Raw genomic sequence first — 17,330 nt, forward strand, 5'->3', positions numbered from 1 at the left:
CATTATTATCACATATCTTCATCAATCAATATAATATACTTCCATTACATTGACTGCACCTGCACTTCGCCGCCTAAATTGCACATCAGGCCGCACACTTCGCGGCATGCGTTTGTCTGGGCTGTGGAGGGCTGCCGTGATTACAGGTTTGACAAATCGTTTTCTGTGCGGCGCGAGTGCGATGGTGTTGTCTGCCATGCTGACGATGCCGGCCTCTGCGCAGAATCGTCCGGCGGGCAACGAGGAACCTATCGAGCTCGATCCAGTCTATGTCACCGGCGAGAAGATCCGGCGCAGCCTCGACGAGACCGCATCCTCGGTGAGTGTGCTGACCGACAAGGACCTCGCCGAGAAGACTGGCGAAAACTCCCTGTCGGAGGCGCTCAACGATGTGCCGAACCTCGTGCCGATCGGCACGACCGGCGCGCCATCCATTCGCGGCCAGGATACCCAGGGGCCCAATGCCGGCTCGATCGCCTTCCTGTCCGGCACCGTGCCGCGCGCCAGCATCAATGTGGATGGCCACTATCTGAGCTTCTACGAGTATCTCTATGGCGGCACCTCGATCTGGGATGTCGACAGCGTCGAGGTCTTCCGCGGACCGCAGACCACGTCGCAGGGTGCCAATGCCATCGCCGGTGCCATCCTGGTCAAGACCAAGGATCCGACCTTCAAGCCCGAAGCCGCCTATCAGATGGAATATGGCAGCTACGACACCAAGCGCGGCTCCTTCATGCTGTCGGGACCGCTCAGCCAGGATTTCGCGGCGCGCATCGCCGTGGATTATTGGGGTCGCAACACCTTCATCGACTACATTGCCCCCACCTTCGCCAAGGGCAAGACGGACCAATCCTTCGACGAATTGAACCTGCGCGCCAAGCTGCTCTGGCAGCCCCAGGCCATTCCCGGCCTTAAGGCCAAGCTGACGCTTGCCCATACCGACACGAACCGGCCGACCCTGGAAGCAGCCTTTCTGCCCTATGACGATCTCAAGAGCGGCACGCTGCAGATGCCGAGCTTCCGCCAGCGCACCAATACGGTGATCTTCGATCTGGAATACGACTTCCAGAACGGCATGAAGCTGTCCAACCAGACCCAGTATTCGCAGTCGCGCTATGATCGCTTCGGCGTACCGCGCTCAAACGGCAGCGCCGACATTGCCCAGAAGAACATCTCCAACGAATTGAAGCTCAATTTCGGCGAGGAAAAGGACGTCTGGCACGGCGTCGTCGGGCTTTACTATGCTCACACCACCTCGGATGAATCGCTCGTCCTTCGCAATCGGCTGCTGCAGCCGGGATTGTCGAGCTTCGACGACACCAAGGACAGTGTCGGCGTGTTTGCCGAGGTCAATCGCAGGCTCGGTGAGCGCTGGCTCCTGACGGGCGGCCTGCGCTACGAGCACGACAGCGTCAAGCGCAACGGCTTCACCAGCCTGAATGCCATACCCATCGACTACAGCAAGAGCTTCGATGCCGTGCTGCCGAAGCTGTCGCTGGCCTATAAATTGACCGACAAGATCACCGTCGGCGCGCTGGTGAGCCGCGGCTACAACCCCGGTGGCGTTTCGTTCAACACGGCCGCGCTCGCGGGGGAAGACCCATGGAAACGCTTCAAGGCTGAGAAATTGTGGAACTACGAGCTGTTCACGCGCGCCCATTTTCTCGACGATAAGCTCTTCGTCACCGGCAATCTCTTCTACAATGATTTCAAGGACGCTCAGCGCTACGTCAGCGTTGCGGTCCCCGGTACCAGTCTCACCCAGCTCTATACGGTGAACGCCGAGAAAGCACATGCTTATGGCGCCGAACTCGGCTTCGACTACCGCATCCTCGACAATGTCAGGCTCAAGGCCGGGTTTGGGGCGCTCGTCTCCAACATCGACAAGATAACGAGCAAGCCCGAATATCAGGGCAACGAGTTCCAGAAGGCTCCCGGTTACATGCTCAGCCTCGGCGTGAGCTGGGATGTCACTCCCAAGCTCAACGTCTCGGCGGACCTGCGTCATCTCGACGGCTATTATTCGGATGATGCCAACTCGGCGACCCTCTCCGTCAAGCCCTATACGATCGCCGATGCCCGTGTGAGCTATCAGCTCAGCGAGCACGCCCAGATCTATGGTTATGTGAAGAACATCTTCGACGAGCGCGCGGCGACCTTCAGGCAAGTAAACCGCTCGACGAGCAGTGGCGCCGCTCAAATCGAAGCCGCCATGACCGCCCCACGCATGGTCGGTATCGGGTTGCGCGGAACGTTCTGAGCAGGCTGCGCAAACCCACTCCATGGCCGATCCAGGGCTGCTTCGGATCGGCCGTTTCTATTCCGACAGGGGCAAGGACCGCGCCCGCCCGCCCCCGCCCCGCCCGAGCTCGGTGTCGGCGAAGCTTTCGGCGATGTAGTCCTCGAGGCGGATGATCGCCTCGCTCGAATTGCCGGCGAGCCGGTGCAGCCTGAGTTCGAGATGGCCGAGCGGCGGGAAATCGTCGCGCTCGCCGAGCATGCGCACGCCTGACGGTGCGGCGCTCTCGGCCATCACCGTCACGCCCAGCCCCGCCCGCACGGCGGCGGAAATGCCGTCATAGCTCGAGCTGAGATAGGCGATCCGGCAGGGCCTGCCGAGCCCGTTCAGCGTATCCAGGATGCGGTGCCGGTAGATGCAGGGCGGCGGTGCCACCACCAGGGGCAAAGGGCTCTGGGTGTGGCGCTCATGGTCGGCGCTCGTCATCCATACCAGCGGCTCGGTGAAGATCTGGCGTCCCTCCGTCAGGTTCGGCTCGTCATGCAAGGCAATCACGAGATCGAGGTCGCCGTCGGCCTGGCGGCTGAGCAGGTTCTTGCTGAGGTCGCTCGTCACTTCCAGCATCACATTCGGATGGGACTGGGCGAACTTGCCCAGGAAGTCCGGCAGCAGCGAAGCCGTATATTCATACGGGGCACCCAACCGGATGCGCCCCGCAACCTTGGGTTGGCGCATGCTGGCAAGCGCCTCGTCGTTCAAGGCCAGGATGCGGCGCGCGAACTGGGCGAGCAACGTTCCCTCCTGGGTAAGCTGCAGCTTGTGCGCATCCCTTTGAAAGAGCTGCGCAGCCACGATTTCCTCAAGCCGGCGGACCTGGAGGCTCACCGCCGACTGGCTGCGGCCGACCAATGCGCCGGCGCGCGTAAAGCTGCCGGAATCGATGGCCTTCACGAAGGTGCGCAGGAGTTCCGTGGGAATGTTCTGCATGGCTTTATCATGAGAATTATCAATTATAACATTTGAACTATGAATTTCTGCAATGTCAAACGATCTGGCATATCCAGGTTATCCGGAGACGTCGGCGCAGCCGACGGCCCGGGATGCCAGGCCTGCACGTGGACCGGCATTTAAGACACTTGATCTGACAAGAACACCACCGAGGACATGCCCATGGACGACCGGAACGAACTTGACCGGAATGACCTTGGAAAGACGCCGCTGACCGCGCTCAATGCCGCGCTTGGCGGCCGAATGGTGGAATTTGCAGGCTATGACATGCCGGTGCAGTTTCCCGAGGGCGTGGCGAAGGAGCACCTCCACACCCGGGCCTTGGCCGGGCTGTTCGATGTCGGCCATATGGGCCAGGTCGTGCTCCGCGCGAAATCCGGGAAATACGAGGATGCCGCTCTGGCACTGGAGCGGCTGGTCCCGGTCGATGTGCTTGGGCTGAAGCCGGGGCGCCAGCGCTACGGGCTTTTCACAGATGCGAGGGGCGGCATTCTCGACGATCTGATGTTCGCCAATCGCGGCGACCATCTCTTCCTCGTCGTCAACGCGGCCTGCAAGAGCCAAGACATCGCCCATCTGCGTGCCCATCTGTCCGAGGACTGCGAGATCGAGGAACTGACGGAGCGCGGGCTCATTGCCCTCCAGGGGCCTGCCGCGGAGGCCGCGCTGGCCAAGCTTGCGCCGCAGGCCGCCGCCATGGCTTTCATGGACGTGAGGGAGCTGACCATTCTCGGCGTGTCCTGCCTGGTTTCCCGCTCGGGCTATTCGGGCGAGGACGGCTACGAAATCTCGGTACCCTCAGCCCAGGCGGAAGAGCTGGCCAAGGCCCTGCTCGCCGATCCCGATGTGCATCCCATCGGGCTTGGCGCACGCGACAGCCTTCGGCTCGAAGCGGGGCTCTGCCTCTACGGCAACGATATCGACACCTCCACGACGCCTGTCGCGGCGGCGCTCGAATGGGCCGTGCAGAAGGTGCGGCGCACCGGCGGCGCCCGGGAAGGCGGCTTTCCGGGAGCCGAAGTGATCCTACCCGAATTCGAGCATGGCGCACCACGCCGGCGCGTCGGCCTCGCCGCCGAAGGCCGCGCACCGATCCGAGCTGGTGCAGAACTCTTCATCGATGAAACGGCGCCGGCGCCGATCGGCCGCGTCACATCCGGCGGTTTCGGCCCCACCCTCGGCGCTCCCGTTGCGATGGGCTATGTTCCCACGGCCAGCGCCGAACCGGGCACCCGGCTCTTCGCCGAGGTGCGCGGCAAGCGCCTGCCGGTCGTCGTCGCCACCCTTCCCTTCATCACCCCGCGCTACAAGCGCAGCTGAGAGGCCCACCATGACGAAATTCACCGAAGACCATGAATGGCTCGACATCGCCGACGGCGTCGCCACGGTCGGCATCACCGGTCATGCCGCCGAGCAGCTCGGCGACCTCGTCTTCGTCGAGTTGCCCGAGGTCGGCAAGCGCCTGTCGAAGGGCGACGTCGCGGCAACGGTCGAGTCCGTCAAGGCCGCCTCTGACGTCTATTGCCCGCTCGATGGCGAGATCGTCGAGGTAAACGAGGCCATCGTCAATGACCCGTCCCTCGTCAACTCCGATCCGCAGGCCGGTGGCTGGTTCTTCCGTCTCAAGCTCGCCAATGCCGACGACGCGGCCGGCCTGATGGACGAAGCTGCCTACAAAGCCCATATCGGCTAGAGCATTTTGTGATCTGACGAAATCGTCAAGGATCGCAAAGACGCTCGAGCCAATTCTTTGAATTGGCTTGGAAACAAGGAGTTGGAGCAAACAAGCGTTCGGTCTCGAATGCGCTTTGCTCTGAGAGGGCACGATGTCTCACACCGAAACCACCTACGATCCCTATGATTTTGCCAACAGGCGCCATATCGGCCCCTCCCCGGCTGAAATGACCGAGATGCTGAAGGCTGTCGGCGCAGACAGCCTCGATGGACTGATCGATGCCATCGTGCCGGCAGGCATCCGCCAGAAGGCGCCGCTCGCCTGGGGGCCGGCGCTGTCCGAGCACGGCGTGCTCAACCGCCTGCGCGAGGTCGCCGACAAGAACCGCGTGATGATCTCGCTGATCGGCCAGGGCTATTACGGCACCGTCACGCCGCCGGCGATCCAGCGCAACATCTTCGAGAACCCCGCCTGGTACACGGCCTACACGCCCTATCAGCCGGAGATCAGCCAGGGACGCCTCGAGGCCCTGCTGAACTTCCAGACGATGATCTCGGATCTGACCGCCCTCGACGTCGCCAATGCCTCGCTGCTGGACGAAGGCACCGCGGCCGCCGAGGCGATGGCGCTGTGCCGGCGTTCCGCCAAGTCCAAGGCGAACGCCTTCTTCGTCGACCACCATTGCCATCCCCAGACCATTGCGGTGATCCAGACCCGCGCCGCCGCGCTCGGCTGGGACGTCGTGGTCGGCGATCCCTTCACCGATCTCGATCCGGCCGGCGTGTTCGGCGCGATCTTCCAATATCCCGGCACCTATGGCCATGTGCATGACTTCACTGGCGTGATCGAGGCGCTGCATGGCGCCGAGGCCCTGGCCTGCGTCGCCGCCGACCCGCTCGCCCTGACTATTCTCAAGGCGCCCGGCGAGATGGGGGCCGACATCGCCATCGGCTCGACCCAACGCTTTGGGGTACCGATGGGCTATGGCGGCCCGCATGCCGCCTATATGGCGGTGCGCGACGCACTCAAGCGCAGCATGCCCGGCCGCATCGTCGGCGTTTCGATCGATGCACGCGGCAACCGCGCCTATCGCCTGTCGCTGCAGACGCGCGAGCAGCATATCCGCCGCGAAAAGGCGACTTCGAATGTCTGCACCGCCCAGGCGCTGCTGGCGGTGATGGCTTCGATGTATGCGGTGTTCCATGGCCCGACCGGGCTCAGGGCGATCGCCGAGCGTGTCCATCGCAAGATGGTGCGGCTGGTCAAGGGCCTGGAAAGCCAGGGCTATAAGGTCGAGCCGTCGACCTTCTTCGACACGGTGACGGTCGAGGTCGGTGCAGTCCAGGGCGCTATCCTGAAATCGGCCGAAGCCGAAGGCATCAACCTGCGCCGGGTCGGCACCAGCAAGATCGGCATAGCCTATGACGAGCGCACCCGCCGCGGCCATACCGAAGCCATCTGGCGCGCCTTCGGCATCGACCGCAAGGACGATGACCTCACCCATGACTATCGGCTGCCCGACGCCCTGGAGCGGACGTCCCCCTATCTGACCCATCCGATCTTTCATCTGAACCGCGCCGAAGCGGAAATGACACGCTACATGCGCCGCCTCGCCGATCGCGATCTCGCGCTCGACCGTTCGATGATCCCGCTCGGCTCCTGCACCATGAAGCTGAACGCCACCGCCGAAATGGCGGCGCTGAGCTGGCCAGAGTTCGCCGACGTGCATCCCTTCGCCCCCGATAGCCAGACCAAGGGCTATGCGGAGGCGATCACCGATCTGGAGGCCAAGCTCTGCCAGATCACCGGCTATGACGCCTTCTCGATGCAGCCCAATTCCGGCGCACAGGGCGAATATGCCGGCCTCCTGACCATCCAGGCCTATCACCAGGCGCGCGGCGACCATCATCGCGACGTCTGCCTGATCCCGACCTCGGCCCATGGCACCAATCCCGCCTCCGCGCAGATGTGCGGCATGAAGGTGGTCGTCGTCGGCGTCGCGCCGAACGGGGACATCGACGTGGCCGACTTCCGCGCCAAGGCGGAGGCCCATTCGGCCAATCTCGCCGCCTGCATGATCACCTATCCCTCGACCCATGGCGTGTTCGAGGAGACGGTGCGCGAGATCTGCGAGATCACCCACGCCCATGGCGGCCAGGTCTATCTCGACGGCGCCAACATGAATGCCATGGTCGGGCTCGCCCGCCCCGGCGACATCGGCTCCGACGTCAGCCATCTCAACCTGCACAAGACCTTTGCCATCCCGCATGGCGGTGGCGGTCCGGGCATGGGGCCGATCGGCGTCAAGGCCCACCTGGCGCCCTATCTGCCGACCCTGCCGCAGAGCGGCGAGAAGGGCGCGGTATCCTCGGCGCCCTATGGCTCGGCCTCGATCCTGCTGATCTCTTGGGCCTATTGCCTGCTGATGGGCGGCGAGGGCCTGACCCAGGCGACCAAGGTGGCGATCCTCAACGCCAACTACATCGCCAGCCGTCTCGCGTCTTCCTATCCGATCCTCTATTCGGCCAGGGGCCGGGTGGCGCATGAGTGTATCCTCGACACCCGCGTGCTCAAGGACCGCGCCGGCGTGAGCGTCGACGACATCGCCAAGCGGCTGATCGATTGCGGCTTCCATGCCCCGACCATGAGCTGGCCGGTGGCGGGTACGCTGATGGTGGAGCCGACGGAGAGCGAACCCAAGGCCGAACTCGACCGCTTCATCGCGGCCATGCTCGGCATCGCGGCGGAGGCCGAGGCGATCGTGGCGGGCAAGCTCGATCCCGAAGACAACCCGCTCAAACATGCCCCACACACCGTGGAAGATCTGGTGGGCGAGTGGAACCGCTCCTACAGCCGCGAGATCGCCTGCTATCCGGCCGGCGCCTTCCGGGTCGACAAATATTGGTCGCCGGTCAACCGCGTCGACAATGTCTATGGCGACCGCAACCTGGTCTGTTCCTGCCCGCCGCTCGAAAGCTATGTCGAGGCCGCCGAATAAGGGCTAGAGCAAAGTGCGATTTCTCTGAATCGCACTTTATCTCTAACTCTTTGTTTTGACGCGTTTTCTTAATCGAAAAGTCTATCAGCTTTTCTGGAAAACGCTTCAATGACCACGCTGGATGCAGGCGATCTTCGGGATCGCCTGCCTTGAGTAGAGAGCCAGGCATGTTTCTGTCGATTTTCGACATCTTCAAGATCGGCATCGGGCCGTCCTCGTCTCACACGATGGGACCGATGGTGGCGGCGGGACGCTTCCTGGACGAATTGAGGGCTCTGGTGGAGCATAAATCCGCCATGACGGATCTGCGGCTCAAGGTCAGCCTGCACGGTTCGCTCGCCTTCACCGGCCACGGCCATGCCACCGACCGGGCCGTCATCCTCGGACTGATGGGATTCCTGCCTGCCACCATCGACCCGGACCTGGCACAGGAAAAGGAAGCCGAGCTCCGCCAGGCGGGCGTGATCAGGCTTCCCGGCCTGCCGCCGCTCACCTTTGTCCCCGACACCGACCTCGTCTTCGACTATGGTCCGCCTCTGCCCGGCCATGCCAATGGCCTGGTCCTCGCCGCCACGGATGCGAATGGCGAGCTGCTTCTCAGCCGGACCTATTATTCGATCGGCGGCGGCTTCGTCCTGTCGGCCGAAGAGCTCGAAGCCCAGCGCAACAGGGATGCGGCCTCATCCGACGAACCGGGTGCGCTCGGCTTTCCCTATCCCTTCAGCACGGCTGCCGAAATGCTGGCGATGGGGGCTTCCTCCAATCTCAGCATCGCCGAGATGAAGCGGGCCAATGAGCACCTCGTCTATGGCGACACGCTGGACGACAGGCTCGATGCGATCTGGGCTGCGATGGACGGTTGCATCGATCGCGGCTTGCGGCAGGACGGCATCCTCCCGGGAGGCCTGTCGGTGCGGCGCCGTGCGCACACCATTCACCAGCAGCTCCTGGCCGAACAGGGCCGCAATCTCGAACAGCCCCATGTCGTCAATGACTGGATCTCGATCTATGCCATGGCGGTCAACGAGGAGAACGCCGCCGGCGGGCGCGTCGTCACCTCGCCCACCAACGGGGCGGCCGGCGTGGTGCCGGCCGTGATCCGCTACTACCGCGACCATTGCCGCGGCTCGAGCCATGAAGGCATCCGCGATTTTCTGTTGGTCGCCGCCGCCATCGGCGGCATCATCAAGTACAACGCCTCGATCTCGGGGGCCGAAGTCGGCTGCCAGGGCGAGGTCGGATCGGCTTCGGCCATGGCGGCGGCAGGCCTCTGCGCTGCGCTCGGCGGCTCCAACGAACAGGTGGAGAACGCCGCCGAAATCGCGCTGGAACACCATCTGGGCATGACCTGCGATCCGGCCAAGGGCCTCGTACAGGTGCCGTGCATCGAGCGCAATGGGCTCGGCGCGATCAAGGCGGTGAGCGCCGCCAGCCTGGCCTTGCGCGGTGACGGCAAGCATTTCATGCCGCTCGACAATTGCATCGAGACGATGCGCCAGACCGGCATCGACATGAATCTCAAATACAAGGAGACCTCGACCGGCGGGCTCGCCGTCAACCTGCCGGAGTGCTGAGAGCCGGCGAGGCGAGTTGCGATCGGAACGAAGGCGTTGCTCTCTACACGCCACTCTGCCGCCGCCGTGGAGCCTGGCTCACTCCTTCCTGGCGGCGAAGGCTTCGAGCGTGTGTTCGGCGCTGGCGATGGTGGGGGTGGCGACCTCCCCGGAGTCGAGATAGAGAATGCGCCCTTCCCGCGCCGGTTTGAGGAACTTGTTCCAGCCCGGCATGATCTTGCCGAGTCGGGCGCGGATCGCCGCTTCCGAGCGGTCTTTTTCGGCATAGCTGTTCATGATCACCAGCAGGTCGGGATCGACCCGCCCGAAGATCTCCGGGCTCAGCGGCGTGGCGAAGATCGAGCCGAGGCCCTTGCCTGCCCCCATGCCCTCCACCTTGGCGGGGTGATAGCCGAGATCCTCCAGGGCCTGGATCGCGCCCGAGATGTCACCGACCAGATTGACCTGGTCATGCACGATGACGGCCATATAGGTCCGCTCCCGCTCTCTGGGCGGCAGCTTGGCCCTGAGGGCGACGACCCGGTCGAGATAGGCCTTTTTGCGCGCAGCGAATGCATCCTGCCGGCCAAGAAGCCTGGCCAGATCCTCCTCGACGCCGATACCGCGCGTCCTGCCGGTGCTGGCCTTCTGCAGATAGACCGGCGCGATCGCCGAAAGCTGGCCGGCCTTGTCGACATCGCGCTCGGTGCCGATGATCAGATCCGGATCGAGCTTGCGCACCTTTTCCAGATCGATCTGGCCGACAGCGCCGATGCCGGTCGGCTTGGGAGCTTTTCTCGCCAGCACCGTATCGATGAAATCGACGGCGGTCAGCATCCGCCCATCGTCGGAGCGGCCGTAGCTGCCGGTGATGTCGACGCCGAGGTCCAGAAGCGGTAGCCCCAGAAGGGGTTCATGCAGCACGATGATCCGTTTCGGATCCTGGGGAATGGTGACGGAGCGCCCGGTATCGTCGGTCACGGCGCGGTCCGCAGCCAAAGCCATCTGTGCCGCCAACATGGCCGAGATCAAAACGACCCATCGCATGGTGTTGCGCATGATCTTGCCTTTCAGTGTGTCCGAAACAGTTTGAGCGCCCTCAGGCGCAGCGAGAGGATGAAGAGCGGCACACCGACCAGAGTGAGGCTCAGCCCGAGCGGCATGGCGATCTCGCCAGCCACGGCCCTCGTCAACCCGTCGGCCGATATCACCAGGACCCCGCCCATCAACCCGGCCAGGAACAGTCTTGCCCGGGCCAGCGCGGGTGAGAGGAAGCCGACGAACTGTGGCGCCAGCACACCCAGGAACATCAGCGGGCCTACGGCGGTGACGGCGGCCGCGCCCAGCAGCACTGCGAGCACGAGTACGATCGGCCTCGACCAGCCGATCGGCTCGCCCAGAGCAAGCGCCATCTCCTCGCCGAGCTCATAGGGGCCGAGCGCGTGCCCGGCCAGGAAGGCGACGGGTAGGCTGAGCAGGAACCAGGGAGCCAGGGCGGCGATCCCGGTCCAACTCGCCTGGAACAGCGACCCCGCCAGCCAGCTCGACAAGGCGTAGGATGTCTCGCTCGGCGTATAGAGGATGAGCAGGGAAGCGATGGAGGACAGAACGGTCTCGATCGCGATGCCCATCAAGAGGATGGCGAGGCCGTTCGAACGCTCGCGCCCGACCAGGATAAGCAGGGCCAGGGCCACGCCGAGCCCTCCGCCCAGCGCCGCCAGCGGGATCAGGGCCTTCGATGCGGTCGGAGCATAGATCAGGAGTAGCATGATCATGATCATCGAGCCCTGGCTGAGGCCCAGCAGGCCGGGATCGGCGAGAGGATTGCGTGTGAGTGACTGCAGCATCGAAGCCGCCATCGCCACCAGCCAGCCGGCGAGAAACCCTGTGAGGATGCGGGGCAGCCGGACATCCCACAAGGCATAAGCCTTGTCGGGATCTAGCGGGGCAGCGCCGAGGGCAGCGGCAAGGTCCCCCAGCCCCGCTTTGATCGATCCCATGCCCAGGGACAATGCCGCCAAGGCGATGGCGGTCACGATCAGGAAGAAGCCGGCATAGAGATTGCCAAGCCGGATCTGCAGGCCACCAGGCCAACGCAGCACGGCCTTGCCGTCGACAGCCCGCGCCAGCTTCACGACGGGCTCCTTGCGGCCGTGCCGAGATAATAGCGCCGGACGATCAGGGCGAAGACCACGCCGCCCATCAGGTCCAGGAGCACGCCGGTATGCAGGACATAGGGCTTGAAGGCCTCGCGCGCGGCAAGGTCGGCGAGCAGGCACAGGCCTGCGCCACAGACGGCGCAGGCCGGCAGGCCAAACTTGAATCCCCCGCCGACGAAGGGACGGACGAGATGCGGCACCACCAGGCCGACGAAGCCGATCGGCCCGCAGATCGCCACGGCCGAACCGGCGGCGCAGGCCACGGCCGTCAAGGCGATGCGCCAAACGAGGGTGACGTCGACACCGAGCGAGGCCGCCTTGCCGTCGCCCAGAGCGATCAAGGTAAGCGGCCGGGCCAGCAATTGCAGCCCGGCCAGCCCGATCAGGCCGATCCACCAGAAGCGCAGCAGACGGTCGGCATAGACGTGGTTGATGTTGCCGCTCACCCAGCCGAGGAAATCCATGCGCCGGGCCGGATCGGAGAGCAGGAAGGCATTGGCAATGCCGATGAAGAACATCGAGACCAGCGCGCCGGCCAGGATGAGCGCCAGGCCGCGCGGATCATGCGAGAGTCCGGCGAGCCGTGCCACCGTGAGGCTGGCGGCAAAGCCGACGACGGCACCGACCAGGGCCGCCACGCCCTGCGCATCGAGGCCGAAATCGAACAGATAGGCCCCGGCGACGACAAAGGCCGTGGCGCCGGCATTGATGCCCAGGGTCGAGGGGGAAGCGAGCGGGTTGCGGGTCAGGCCTTGGAGCACCAGGCCGCCGCAAGCCGTTGCAGCGCCGGCATAGAGGGCAATCAAGGCGCGTGGCAGCCTCTGATAGATGACGACATAGTCGTCATAGCTCGCCGGCTCGAAACGCAGGACCGCCGCGACAACCTCGGATGGCGGAATCGCCTCCGCTCCGAAGCTCAGATTGGCGACGACGAGCAGCACGAGCACCGCGCATGCCGCGCCGAGAAGGAGCCAGCGCCGGATCATGCTGCGACCGGCTTTTCCGCTTGCACACGCGGCAGGCAGACGAGCCTGCCCTGCCGCTCGAAGATGTCGACGTCGAGATCGAAGACCTGCCCGACATTGCTGGAGGTCATCACCTGCCCGGCGGGTCCCTTGGCCACGACCTGCCCGTCATGCAGCATGATCACTTCATCGGCGAAGGTCGTCGCCAGATTGATGTCGTGCAGCACCATGACGATGGTCTTGCCTTGCTCGAGGGCGAGGCTCTGCACCAGTTCCAGCACGGCATATTGATATTTCAGGTCGAGATGGTTCACCGGCTCGTCCATCAGGATGATGGGCGTGTCCTGGGCCAGCACCATGGCGATCCAGGCGCGCTGCCTTTGGCCGCCGGAGAGCGAGGTGAGCGGCCGATGTGCCATGTCGGCAAGGCCTACTCTCTCGAGGACCTGTCGAAACAGCAGCCGGTCACGCACGCTCGGGCCCGCCATCGCCGATGTCCGGGCATAGCCGGCCAATTCGATCAGCTCGCCCAGCGTCATATAGTCGGGACAGTGGCTGTCCTGCGGCAGATAGGCAATTTCGCGGGCGAGCGTCTTGCGCCCGATGACCCGGATCGACTGTCCCGCCAGGGTGATCTCGCCGGCGCTCAGGGGCAAAAAGCCCATGATCGCTTTCAGCAGGGTCGATTTTCCGCAACCATTCGGGCCGATCAGGACATTCAGGCGCCCAGGCTCGAAATCGACCGACACTCCCCGCAAGACGGGCTGCCTGCCATAGCCGGCCACCACATTGTTCGTCCTGAGCACCGTGTAATCACCCAACCCAAATCACGCTTGAATACAGATTAAGTTACGGTAAATCATCATGCAATTCTAAAATTGAAGCCAAGATACTTTATAATAATTAAACATTGCACCAATTGGAGGTCTGATAATAGAATATGAAAACCAAAAGAAGACTGCACATCGGCCTTTCTCTGGCTCCGACCTGGCTAAGTGGCGATGGCTGGCGGCGCCTAGACAGCAATATCGAGAATATTTACTCTGAAGAATTCTATCTGGACATTGCCCGGCGGGCGGAGACGGCCAGGCTGGATTTCGTGTTCCGGCCCGACACCCTCTTTCTCGATCCCCAGGCGCTTGAAACCGGCCCCGGCTTCGGCAGTCTCGATCCCACCATCCTGCTGGCGGCCATGGCGCGCGAAACCAGCCATGTCGGCCTGCTCACCACCATCTCCACCACCTTCAATTCGCCCTATGTGGTGGCGCGCCAGTTGCAATCCCTCAACTGGCTGAGCAAGGGCCGGGTCGGCTGGAACATCGTCACGGCACTGGACGGCAACGAGAATTTCGGCCTGCCGGCCATGCCCTCGGCCGAGGAACGCTATGCACGTGCAACCGAATTCACCCAGGTGGTGCGCCGGCTCTGGGCGAGCTATCCGCAGGACGCCCTGAAGCAGGATCGCGAGAGCGGCCGCTATGCCGATTCAGCCCTCGTACAGCCGATCGATCACGTGGGCGCCCGTTTCAACGTCAAGGGGCCACTCAATCTGCCGGCCTATGGCACATCCTCGATTCCGCTGATCCAGGCCGGCGCCTCGCCGACGGGGCGCGATTTCGCCGCTTCGGTCGCCGACGCCATCTTCGCCTCGACCCCCGACATGGCAGCCGCGCTGGAGTTGCGCAACGATCTCAGGCAGCGTGCACTTGGCCATGGCCGCAGAGCCGAGGACATTCGCGTGCTGCCGGGCCTCAGCCTCTATCTCGCTTCCAATCGGAGTGAGGCGCGAGCACTCTTTGCACAGACCCATGCCCGTGCCGATGCGGGACGCAAGTTCAAGGCGATCCGGGACATGACGGGCCTCGACCTCTCATACTGGCCTGACGAGCGCCGCGTCACCGCAGCCGATCTGCCCGAGGTAGTCCCGGCACTGCGCAGCCGCACCCATGCCGACCTCCTGCTTCGCCTGATCCGCAACGAACAGCCGACGGTCGCCGAACTTCTGACGCGGCCCGAGGTGATCGGCTCGGCGCATTGGCGCGTCATCGGAACGGCGCGGGAGGCAGCCGAGCAGGTCCGGCAATGGGCAAGTGCCGGCGCGATCGACGGCTTCGTCATCCTGCCCGGCGGATCGGCCGAAGCACTCCGGCTGGCCCTCGATGATCTCGTGCCGCAGCTGGCCGAGGCCGGATTGTTCCGGCAGGCGTATCGCGGATCGACTTTCGCCGATCATCTCAGGGACGACGGGGATATCTGACGTGCGGCGTACCCTGGCCGCTCGCCTCAGCCATATTGCGCCAGGCCCCGGCCGAGGGACCAGTTCACCTTGGCAACCTCGACGAGGCTGACGAAGACGTCTTCGGACCGAATGCCGGGATTCTCCGCAAGGCGCTCTGCGATCCGTCGGAACAAGGCCCTTTTCTGCGCCTCGCTACGCGTATTGCTTACGGTGAGCTGGATCAGCACGAGGTCGTCGCCGCGGGCAACGTCGAAATAGTGGGCGCCATAGCGGAAATTATCAGCCTCGTGCTCGGTGATGGTCATGAACTGATCGTCCTCGGGCACGTCGAAGGTCTCGCGCATGGCCTGGTAGAGGCCATCGAAGATTGCCTGGCGATAGGCTCGCGGCTTTCCGGCACGCATCGCGATGTGTGTAAGCGGCATGGAGTTTCTCCTCTGTGATCCGATCGGAGCCTAGATGCTGCTCACTCATTTTGATATTCTATGAATATGCATATCAGTAATAAGAGATGGAAATGATAGAGCGACCGCTCGATCTCGATGCCGTCAGGGCTTTTGTGCACATCGCCGACCTCGACAGCTTCACGCGGGCTGCCGAGGTCCTGCAGACGACGCAGGCCGCCGTCAGCCTGAAACTGAAGCGGCTGGAAGAAAGGCTCGGCTGCCGCCTGGTCGAGCGTACCCCCCGCTATGTACAGCTCTCACCCCAGGGTATCGCCTTTCTCGAACCGGCCCGAGAACTCCTGGCCGGACATGAGCGTGCGCTCGCCGTCTTTGCGACCACGCGCCAGCGCCTCACCATCGGCCTCAGTGATCATGTCGCCGGGCCCGACCTGCCGGCGCTGATCGCGCGCATGAACGCCCAGGACCCGCAGCTTCTGATCGAGATCCGCATCGGGTCCTCGGGTGACCTTTTGCAGAGCTTCGACCGGCGCGAGCTCGACACCGTGATCGTGCGCCTGCATGCCGGCCGAAGCGATGGCGAGGTGATCGCCGAGGAGAGATTCGGCTGGTTTGCCGCACCCGACTGGCAGAAGCGGGCGGATGAACCCTTGCCCTTGGCGACGATGGCCGAACCCTGCGGCGTACGCGCGATGGCCGGCCGTCTGCTTGATGACGCCGGCCTGCCCTGGCGCGAGAGTTTCGTTGGCGGCGGGGTGGCGGCGGTGACGGCAGCCGTGATGGCCGGGCTCGGCGTTGCCGCCCTGGCGCCGCGCATGCTGCCCCTCGGGGCCGTCGAGGTTGGTGCCAAGCTTGGCCTGCCCGAATTGCCGCGTCTGCCGGTGTTGCTGCACAGCCGAGTCAGACAAGACCGGCCACGCGAGGCACTCGCCGCACTCGCAGCTGCCTTCCGCGCTGCCGTACGAGGATAACTCACCTCACTTATATGATTAGAGAACACACACAGTGCCTTGAAACATAATTGTTATCTATGATTGCCTCTAGCCGCCACCTAACGCGGGACATCCCCACCGGCTCTGCCGCGGTATCGCCCCTCATCGCGAAACGGTTGATCGCGTCCACGCCCGCCTTTATCCCTCTTGTCGACAAGAGGATTCCAGAATGAAGAAGAAAGCAGCGGGTGGTGCGGCCACGGAGAGCAAGGGCGGCTCCGCGGAGCGCAAGCGTGGCTCCGGCGTGAAGATGGTCTATGACCTCCTGCGCGACGAGATCCTTGATCTGGTGCTGCCGCCCGGCAGCCCGATCGACGAAGTCCAGTTGGCGGAACGCTTCAAGATGTCCCGCACGCCGATCCGCGAAGCCCTGGTAAGGCTGGCGGGCGAGGGATTGATCGACACCCTCCCCAACCGCTCGACCATGGTGTCGAGCATCGACTTCCTCAACATGTCGCCGTTCTTCGACGCTCTGGTGCTGATGTACAGGGTGACGACGAGGCTGGCGGCCGAGCATCACCGCGGGCAGGACCTGGAGGCGATCCGCGCCCGCCAGGGCGAATTCGCCGCCGCCGTCACGGCCCAGGACGCGCTGGCGATGATCGCCACCAATGCCGCCTTTCATTCGGCCATCGCCGAGGCCGGCCGCAACCCCTATTTCACCGGCCTGTTCAAGCGGCTGCTCGACGAGAACCGGCGTTTCCTGCGCCTCTATTATCAATCCTTCGACGACCGACTGCCGCGGCGCTTCGTCGACGAGCATGAGGATATGATCGCGGCGATCGTGGCACGCGACGTCGACCTCTCCGACAAGCTCGCCAAGATCCATGCCGAGCAGATCGTCGAGCAGATTCGCAAATTGCTGGTCCGCGACCGCCGGCTCGAAATCGCCCTCTGAAACGCCTTGCGCAGCATCATGCCGAGACAGATAAAGACCCTTTGAAACAAGGCATTAGGATAAATTTCGTACTGGGATAGCCAGTTTCTTTGGCGCTCTTGTCGATTTCTTGTCGACAAATAAAATACAAAGGCGTATGAAGGTGCCGACGATAGGAATCGGCGCCCATCTGGAACTGCGATCGAGCCTATCCCCCCGGC

At 63.7% G+C, this 17,330-nt stretch carries 14 protein-coding genes; 8 read left to right on the forward strand and 6 right to left on the reverse strand.

Features of this window, described 5'->3' with window-relative positions:
* The first annotated feature begins 196 nt into the window (after nucleotides 1-196).
* Complete coding sequence (locus ACTJKX_RS25315; protein WP_440726931.1) at nucleotides 197-2,260, forward strand: TonB-dependent receptor; 2,064 nt, start codon at nucleotides 197-199, stop codon at nucleotides 2,258-2,260.
* Nucleotides 2,261-2,317: 57 nt separating this feature from the next.
* Here the strand turns inward: ACTJKX_RS25315 and ACTJKX_RS25320 are convergent, their stop codons facing one another.
* Nucleotides 2,318-3,226 carry a LysR substrate-binding domain-containing protein gene (locus ACTJKX_RS25320; protein WP_440726932.1) on the reverse strand — a complete coding sequence of 303 codons (909 nt, stop codon included), beginning with the start codon at nucleotides 3,224-3,226 and terminating at the stop codon, nucleotides 2,318-2,320.
* Between the two features lie 183 nt (nucleotides 3,227-3,409).
* On the opposite strand from ACTJKX_RS25320, the gene gcvT reads away from it, so the two are divergent.
* The 4 genes from gcvT to ACTJKX_RS25340 all read left to right on the forward strand — a co-directional run bounded on the left by gcvT (nucleotide 3,410) and on the right by ACTJKX_RS25340 (nucleotide 9,494).
* Entirely contained in the window at nucleotides 3,410-4,567 is a 1,158-nt protein-coding gene (gene gcvT, locus ACTJKX_RS25325; RefSeq protein ID WP_440726933.1) for a glycine cleavage system aminomethyltransferase GcvT, read from the forward strand.
* Between the two features lie 10 nt (nucleotides 4,568-4,577).
* Complete coding sequence (gcvH, locus tag ACTJKX_RS25330; protein ID WP_394312132.1) at nucleotides 4,578-4,940, forward strand: glycine cleavage system protein GcvH; 363 nt, start codon at nucleotides 4,578-4,580, stop codon at nucleotides 4,938-4,940.
* Between the two features lie 133 nt (nucleotides 4,941-5,073).
* Nucleotides 5,074-7,920, forward strand: coding sequence for an aminomethyl-transferring glycine dehydrogenase (gcvP, locus tag ACTJKX_RS25335; RefSeq protein WP_440726934.1), 2,847 nt, complete (start codon nucleotides 5,074-5,076; stop codon nucleotides 7,918-7,920).
* A gap of 167 nt (nucleotides 7,921-8,087) precedes the next feature.
* Nucleotides 8,088-9,494 (forward strand): L-serine ammonia-lyase, encoded by a 1,407-nt coding sequence (locus ACTJKX_RS25340; RefSeq protein WP_415083555.1) that lies wholly within the window; start codon nucleotides 8,088-8,090, stop codon nucleotides 9,492-9,494.
* 78 nt (nucleotides 9,495-9,572) lie between these two features.
* On the opposite strand, the gene ACTJKX_RS25345 is transcribed toward ACTJKX_RS25340, so the two are convergent.
* The 4 genes from ACTJKX_RS25345 to ACTJKX_RS25360 form a co-directional block, all read right to left on the reverse strand.
* Entirely contained in the window at nucleotides 9,573-10,478 is a 906-nt protein-coding gene (locus tag ACTJKX_RS25345) for an ABC transporter substrate-binding protein (protein WP_440726935.1), read from the reverse strand.
* 65 nt (nucleotides 10,479-10,543) lie between these two features.
* Entirely contained in the window at nucleotides 10,544-11,608 is a 1,065-nt protein-coding gene (locus ACTJKX_RS25350) for a FecCD family ABC transporter permease (RefSeq protein ID WP_440726936.1), read from the reverse strand.
* Nucleotides 11,605-12,618 carry a FecCD family ABC transporter permease gene (locus ACTJKX_RS25355; protein WP_440726937.1) on the reverse strand — a complete coding sequence of 338 codons (1,014 nt, stop codon included), beginning with the start codon at nucleotides 12,616-12,618 and terminating at the stop codon, nucleotides 11,605-11,607. The genes ACTJKX_RS25350 and ACTJKX_RS25355 overlap by 4 nt, the downstream gene beginning before the upstream one ends.
* A complete protein-coding gene (locus tag ACTJKX_RS25360) occupies nucleotides 12,615-13,403 on the reverse strand; it encodes an ABC transporter ATP-binding protein (RefSeq protein WP_440726938.1) in 789 nt (262 codons plus the stop codon). Before ACTJKX_RS25360 ends, ACTJKX_RS25355 begins: the two co-directional genes overlap by 4 nt.
* A gap of 134 nt (nucleotides 13,404-13,537) precedes the next feature.
* Here ACTJKX_RS25360 and ACTJKX_RS25365 point away from each other — a divergent pair, with 134 nt between their 5' ends.
* Nucleotides 13,538-14,854, forward strand: coding sequence for an NtaA/DmoA family FMN-dependent monooxygenase (locus ACTJKX_RS25365; protein WP_440726939.1), 1,317 nt, complete (start codon nucleotides 13,538-13,540; stop codon nucleotides 14,852-14,854).
* 26 nt (nucleotides 14,855-14,880) lie between these two features.
* Here the strand turns inward: ACTJKX_RS25365 and ACTJKX_RS25370 are convergent, their stop codons facing one another.
* Nucleotides 14,881-15,261, reverse strand: coding sequence for a tautomerase family protein (locus ACTJKX_RS25370; RefSeq protein ID WP_440726940.1), 381 nt, complete (start codon nucleotides 15,259-15,261; stop codon nucleotides 14,881-14,883).
* Nucleotides 15,262-15,353: 92 nt separating this feature from the next.
* Between ACTJKX_RS25370 and ACTJKX_RS25375 the strand changes: the two genes are divergently transcribed.
* Entirely contained in the window at nucleotides 15,354-16,211 is an 858-nt protein-coding gene (locus ACTJKX_RS25375; protein WP_440726941.1) for a LysR family transcriptional regulator, read from the forward strand.
* Nucleotides 16,212-16,401: 190 nt separating this feature from the next.
* On the forward strand, nucleotides 16,402-17,130 hold the full coding sequence (locus ACTJKX_RS25380) for a GntR family transcriptional regulator (protein WP_311941122.1): 729 nt from the start codon (nucleotides 16,402-16,404) through the stop codon (nucleotides 17,128-17,130).
* Nucleotides 17,131-17,330 lie beyond the last annotated feature (200 nt).

The sequence above is a fragment of the Labrys sp. 22185 genome, assembly GCF_052045555.1.
GTDB lineage: Bacteria > Pseudomonadota > Alphaproteobacteria > Rhizobiales > Labraceae > Labrys > Labrys neptuniae.

Bases quoted from the DNA above. Each gene is read 5' to 3' on its own strand.
- ACTJKX_RS25315 (WP_440726931.1), top strand. From the start codon at position 197: ATGCTGACGATGCCGGCCTCTGCGCAGAATCGTCCGGCGGGCAACGAG.
- ACTJKX_RS25320 (WP_440726932.1), bottom strand. From the start codon at position 3,226: ATGCAGAACATTCCCACGGAACTCCTGCGCACCTTCGTGAAGGCCATC.
- gcvT (WP_440726933.1), top strand. From the start codon at position 3,410: ATGGACGACCGGAACGAACTTGACCGGAATGACCTTGGAAAGACGCCG.
- gcvH (WP_394312132.1), top strand. From the start codon at position 4,578: ATGACGAAATTCACCGAAGACCATGAATGGCTCGACATCGCCGACGGC.
- gcvP (WP_440726934.1), top strand. From the start codon at position 5,074: ATGTCTCACACCGAAACCACCTACGATCCCTATGATTTTGCCAACAGG.
- ACTJKX_RS25340 (WP_415083555.1), top strand. From the start codon at position 8,088: ATGTTTCTGTCGATTTTCGACATCTTCAAGATCGGCATCGGGCCGTCC.
- ACTJKX_RS25345 (WP_440726935.1), bottom strand. From the start codon at position 10,478: ATGGCTTTGGCTGCGGACCGCGCCGTGACCGACGATACCGGGCGCTCC.
- ACTJKX_RS25355 (WP_440726937.1), bottom strand. From the start codon at position 12,618: ATGATCCGGCGCTGGCTCCTTCTCGGCGCGGCATGCGCGGTGCTCGTG.
- ACTJKX_RS25365 (WP_440726939.1), top strand. From the start codon at position 13,538: ATGAAAACCAAAAGAAGACTGCACATCGGCCTTTCTCTGGCTCCGACC.
- ACTJKX_RS25370 (WP_440726940.1), bottom strand. From the start codon at position 15,261: ATGCCGCTTACACACATCGCGATGCGTGCCGGAAAGCCGCGAGCCTAT.
- ACTJKX_RS25375 (WP_440726941.1), top strand. From the start codon at position 15,354: ATGATAGAGCGACCGCTCGATCTCGATGCCGTCAGGGCTTTTGTGCAC.
- ACTJKX_RS25380 (WP_311941122.1), top strand. From the start codon at position 16,402: ATGAAGAAGAAAGCAGCGGGTGGTGCGGCCACGGAGAGCAAGGGCGGC.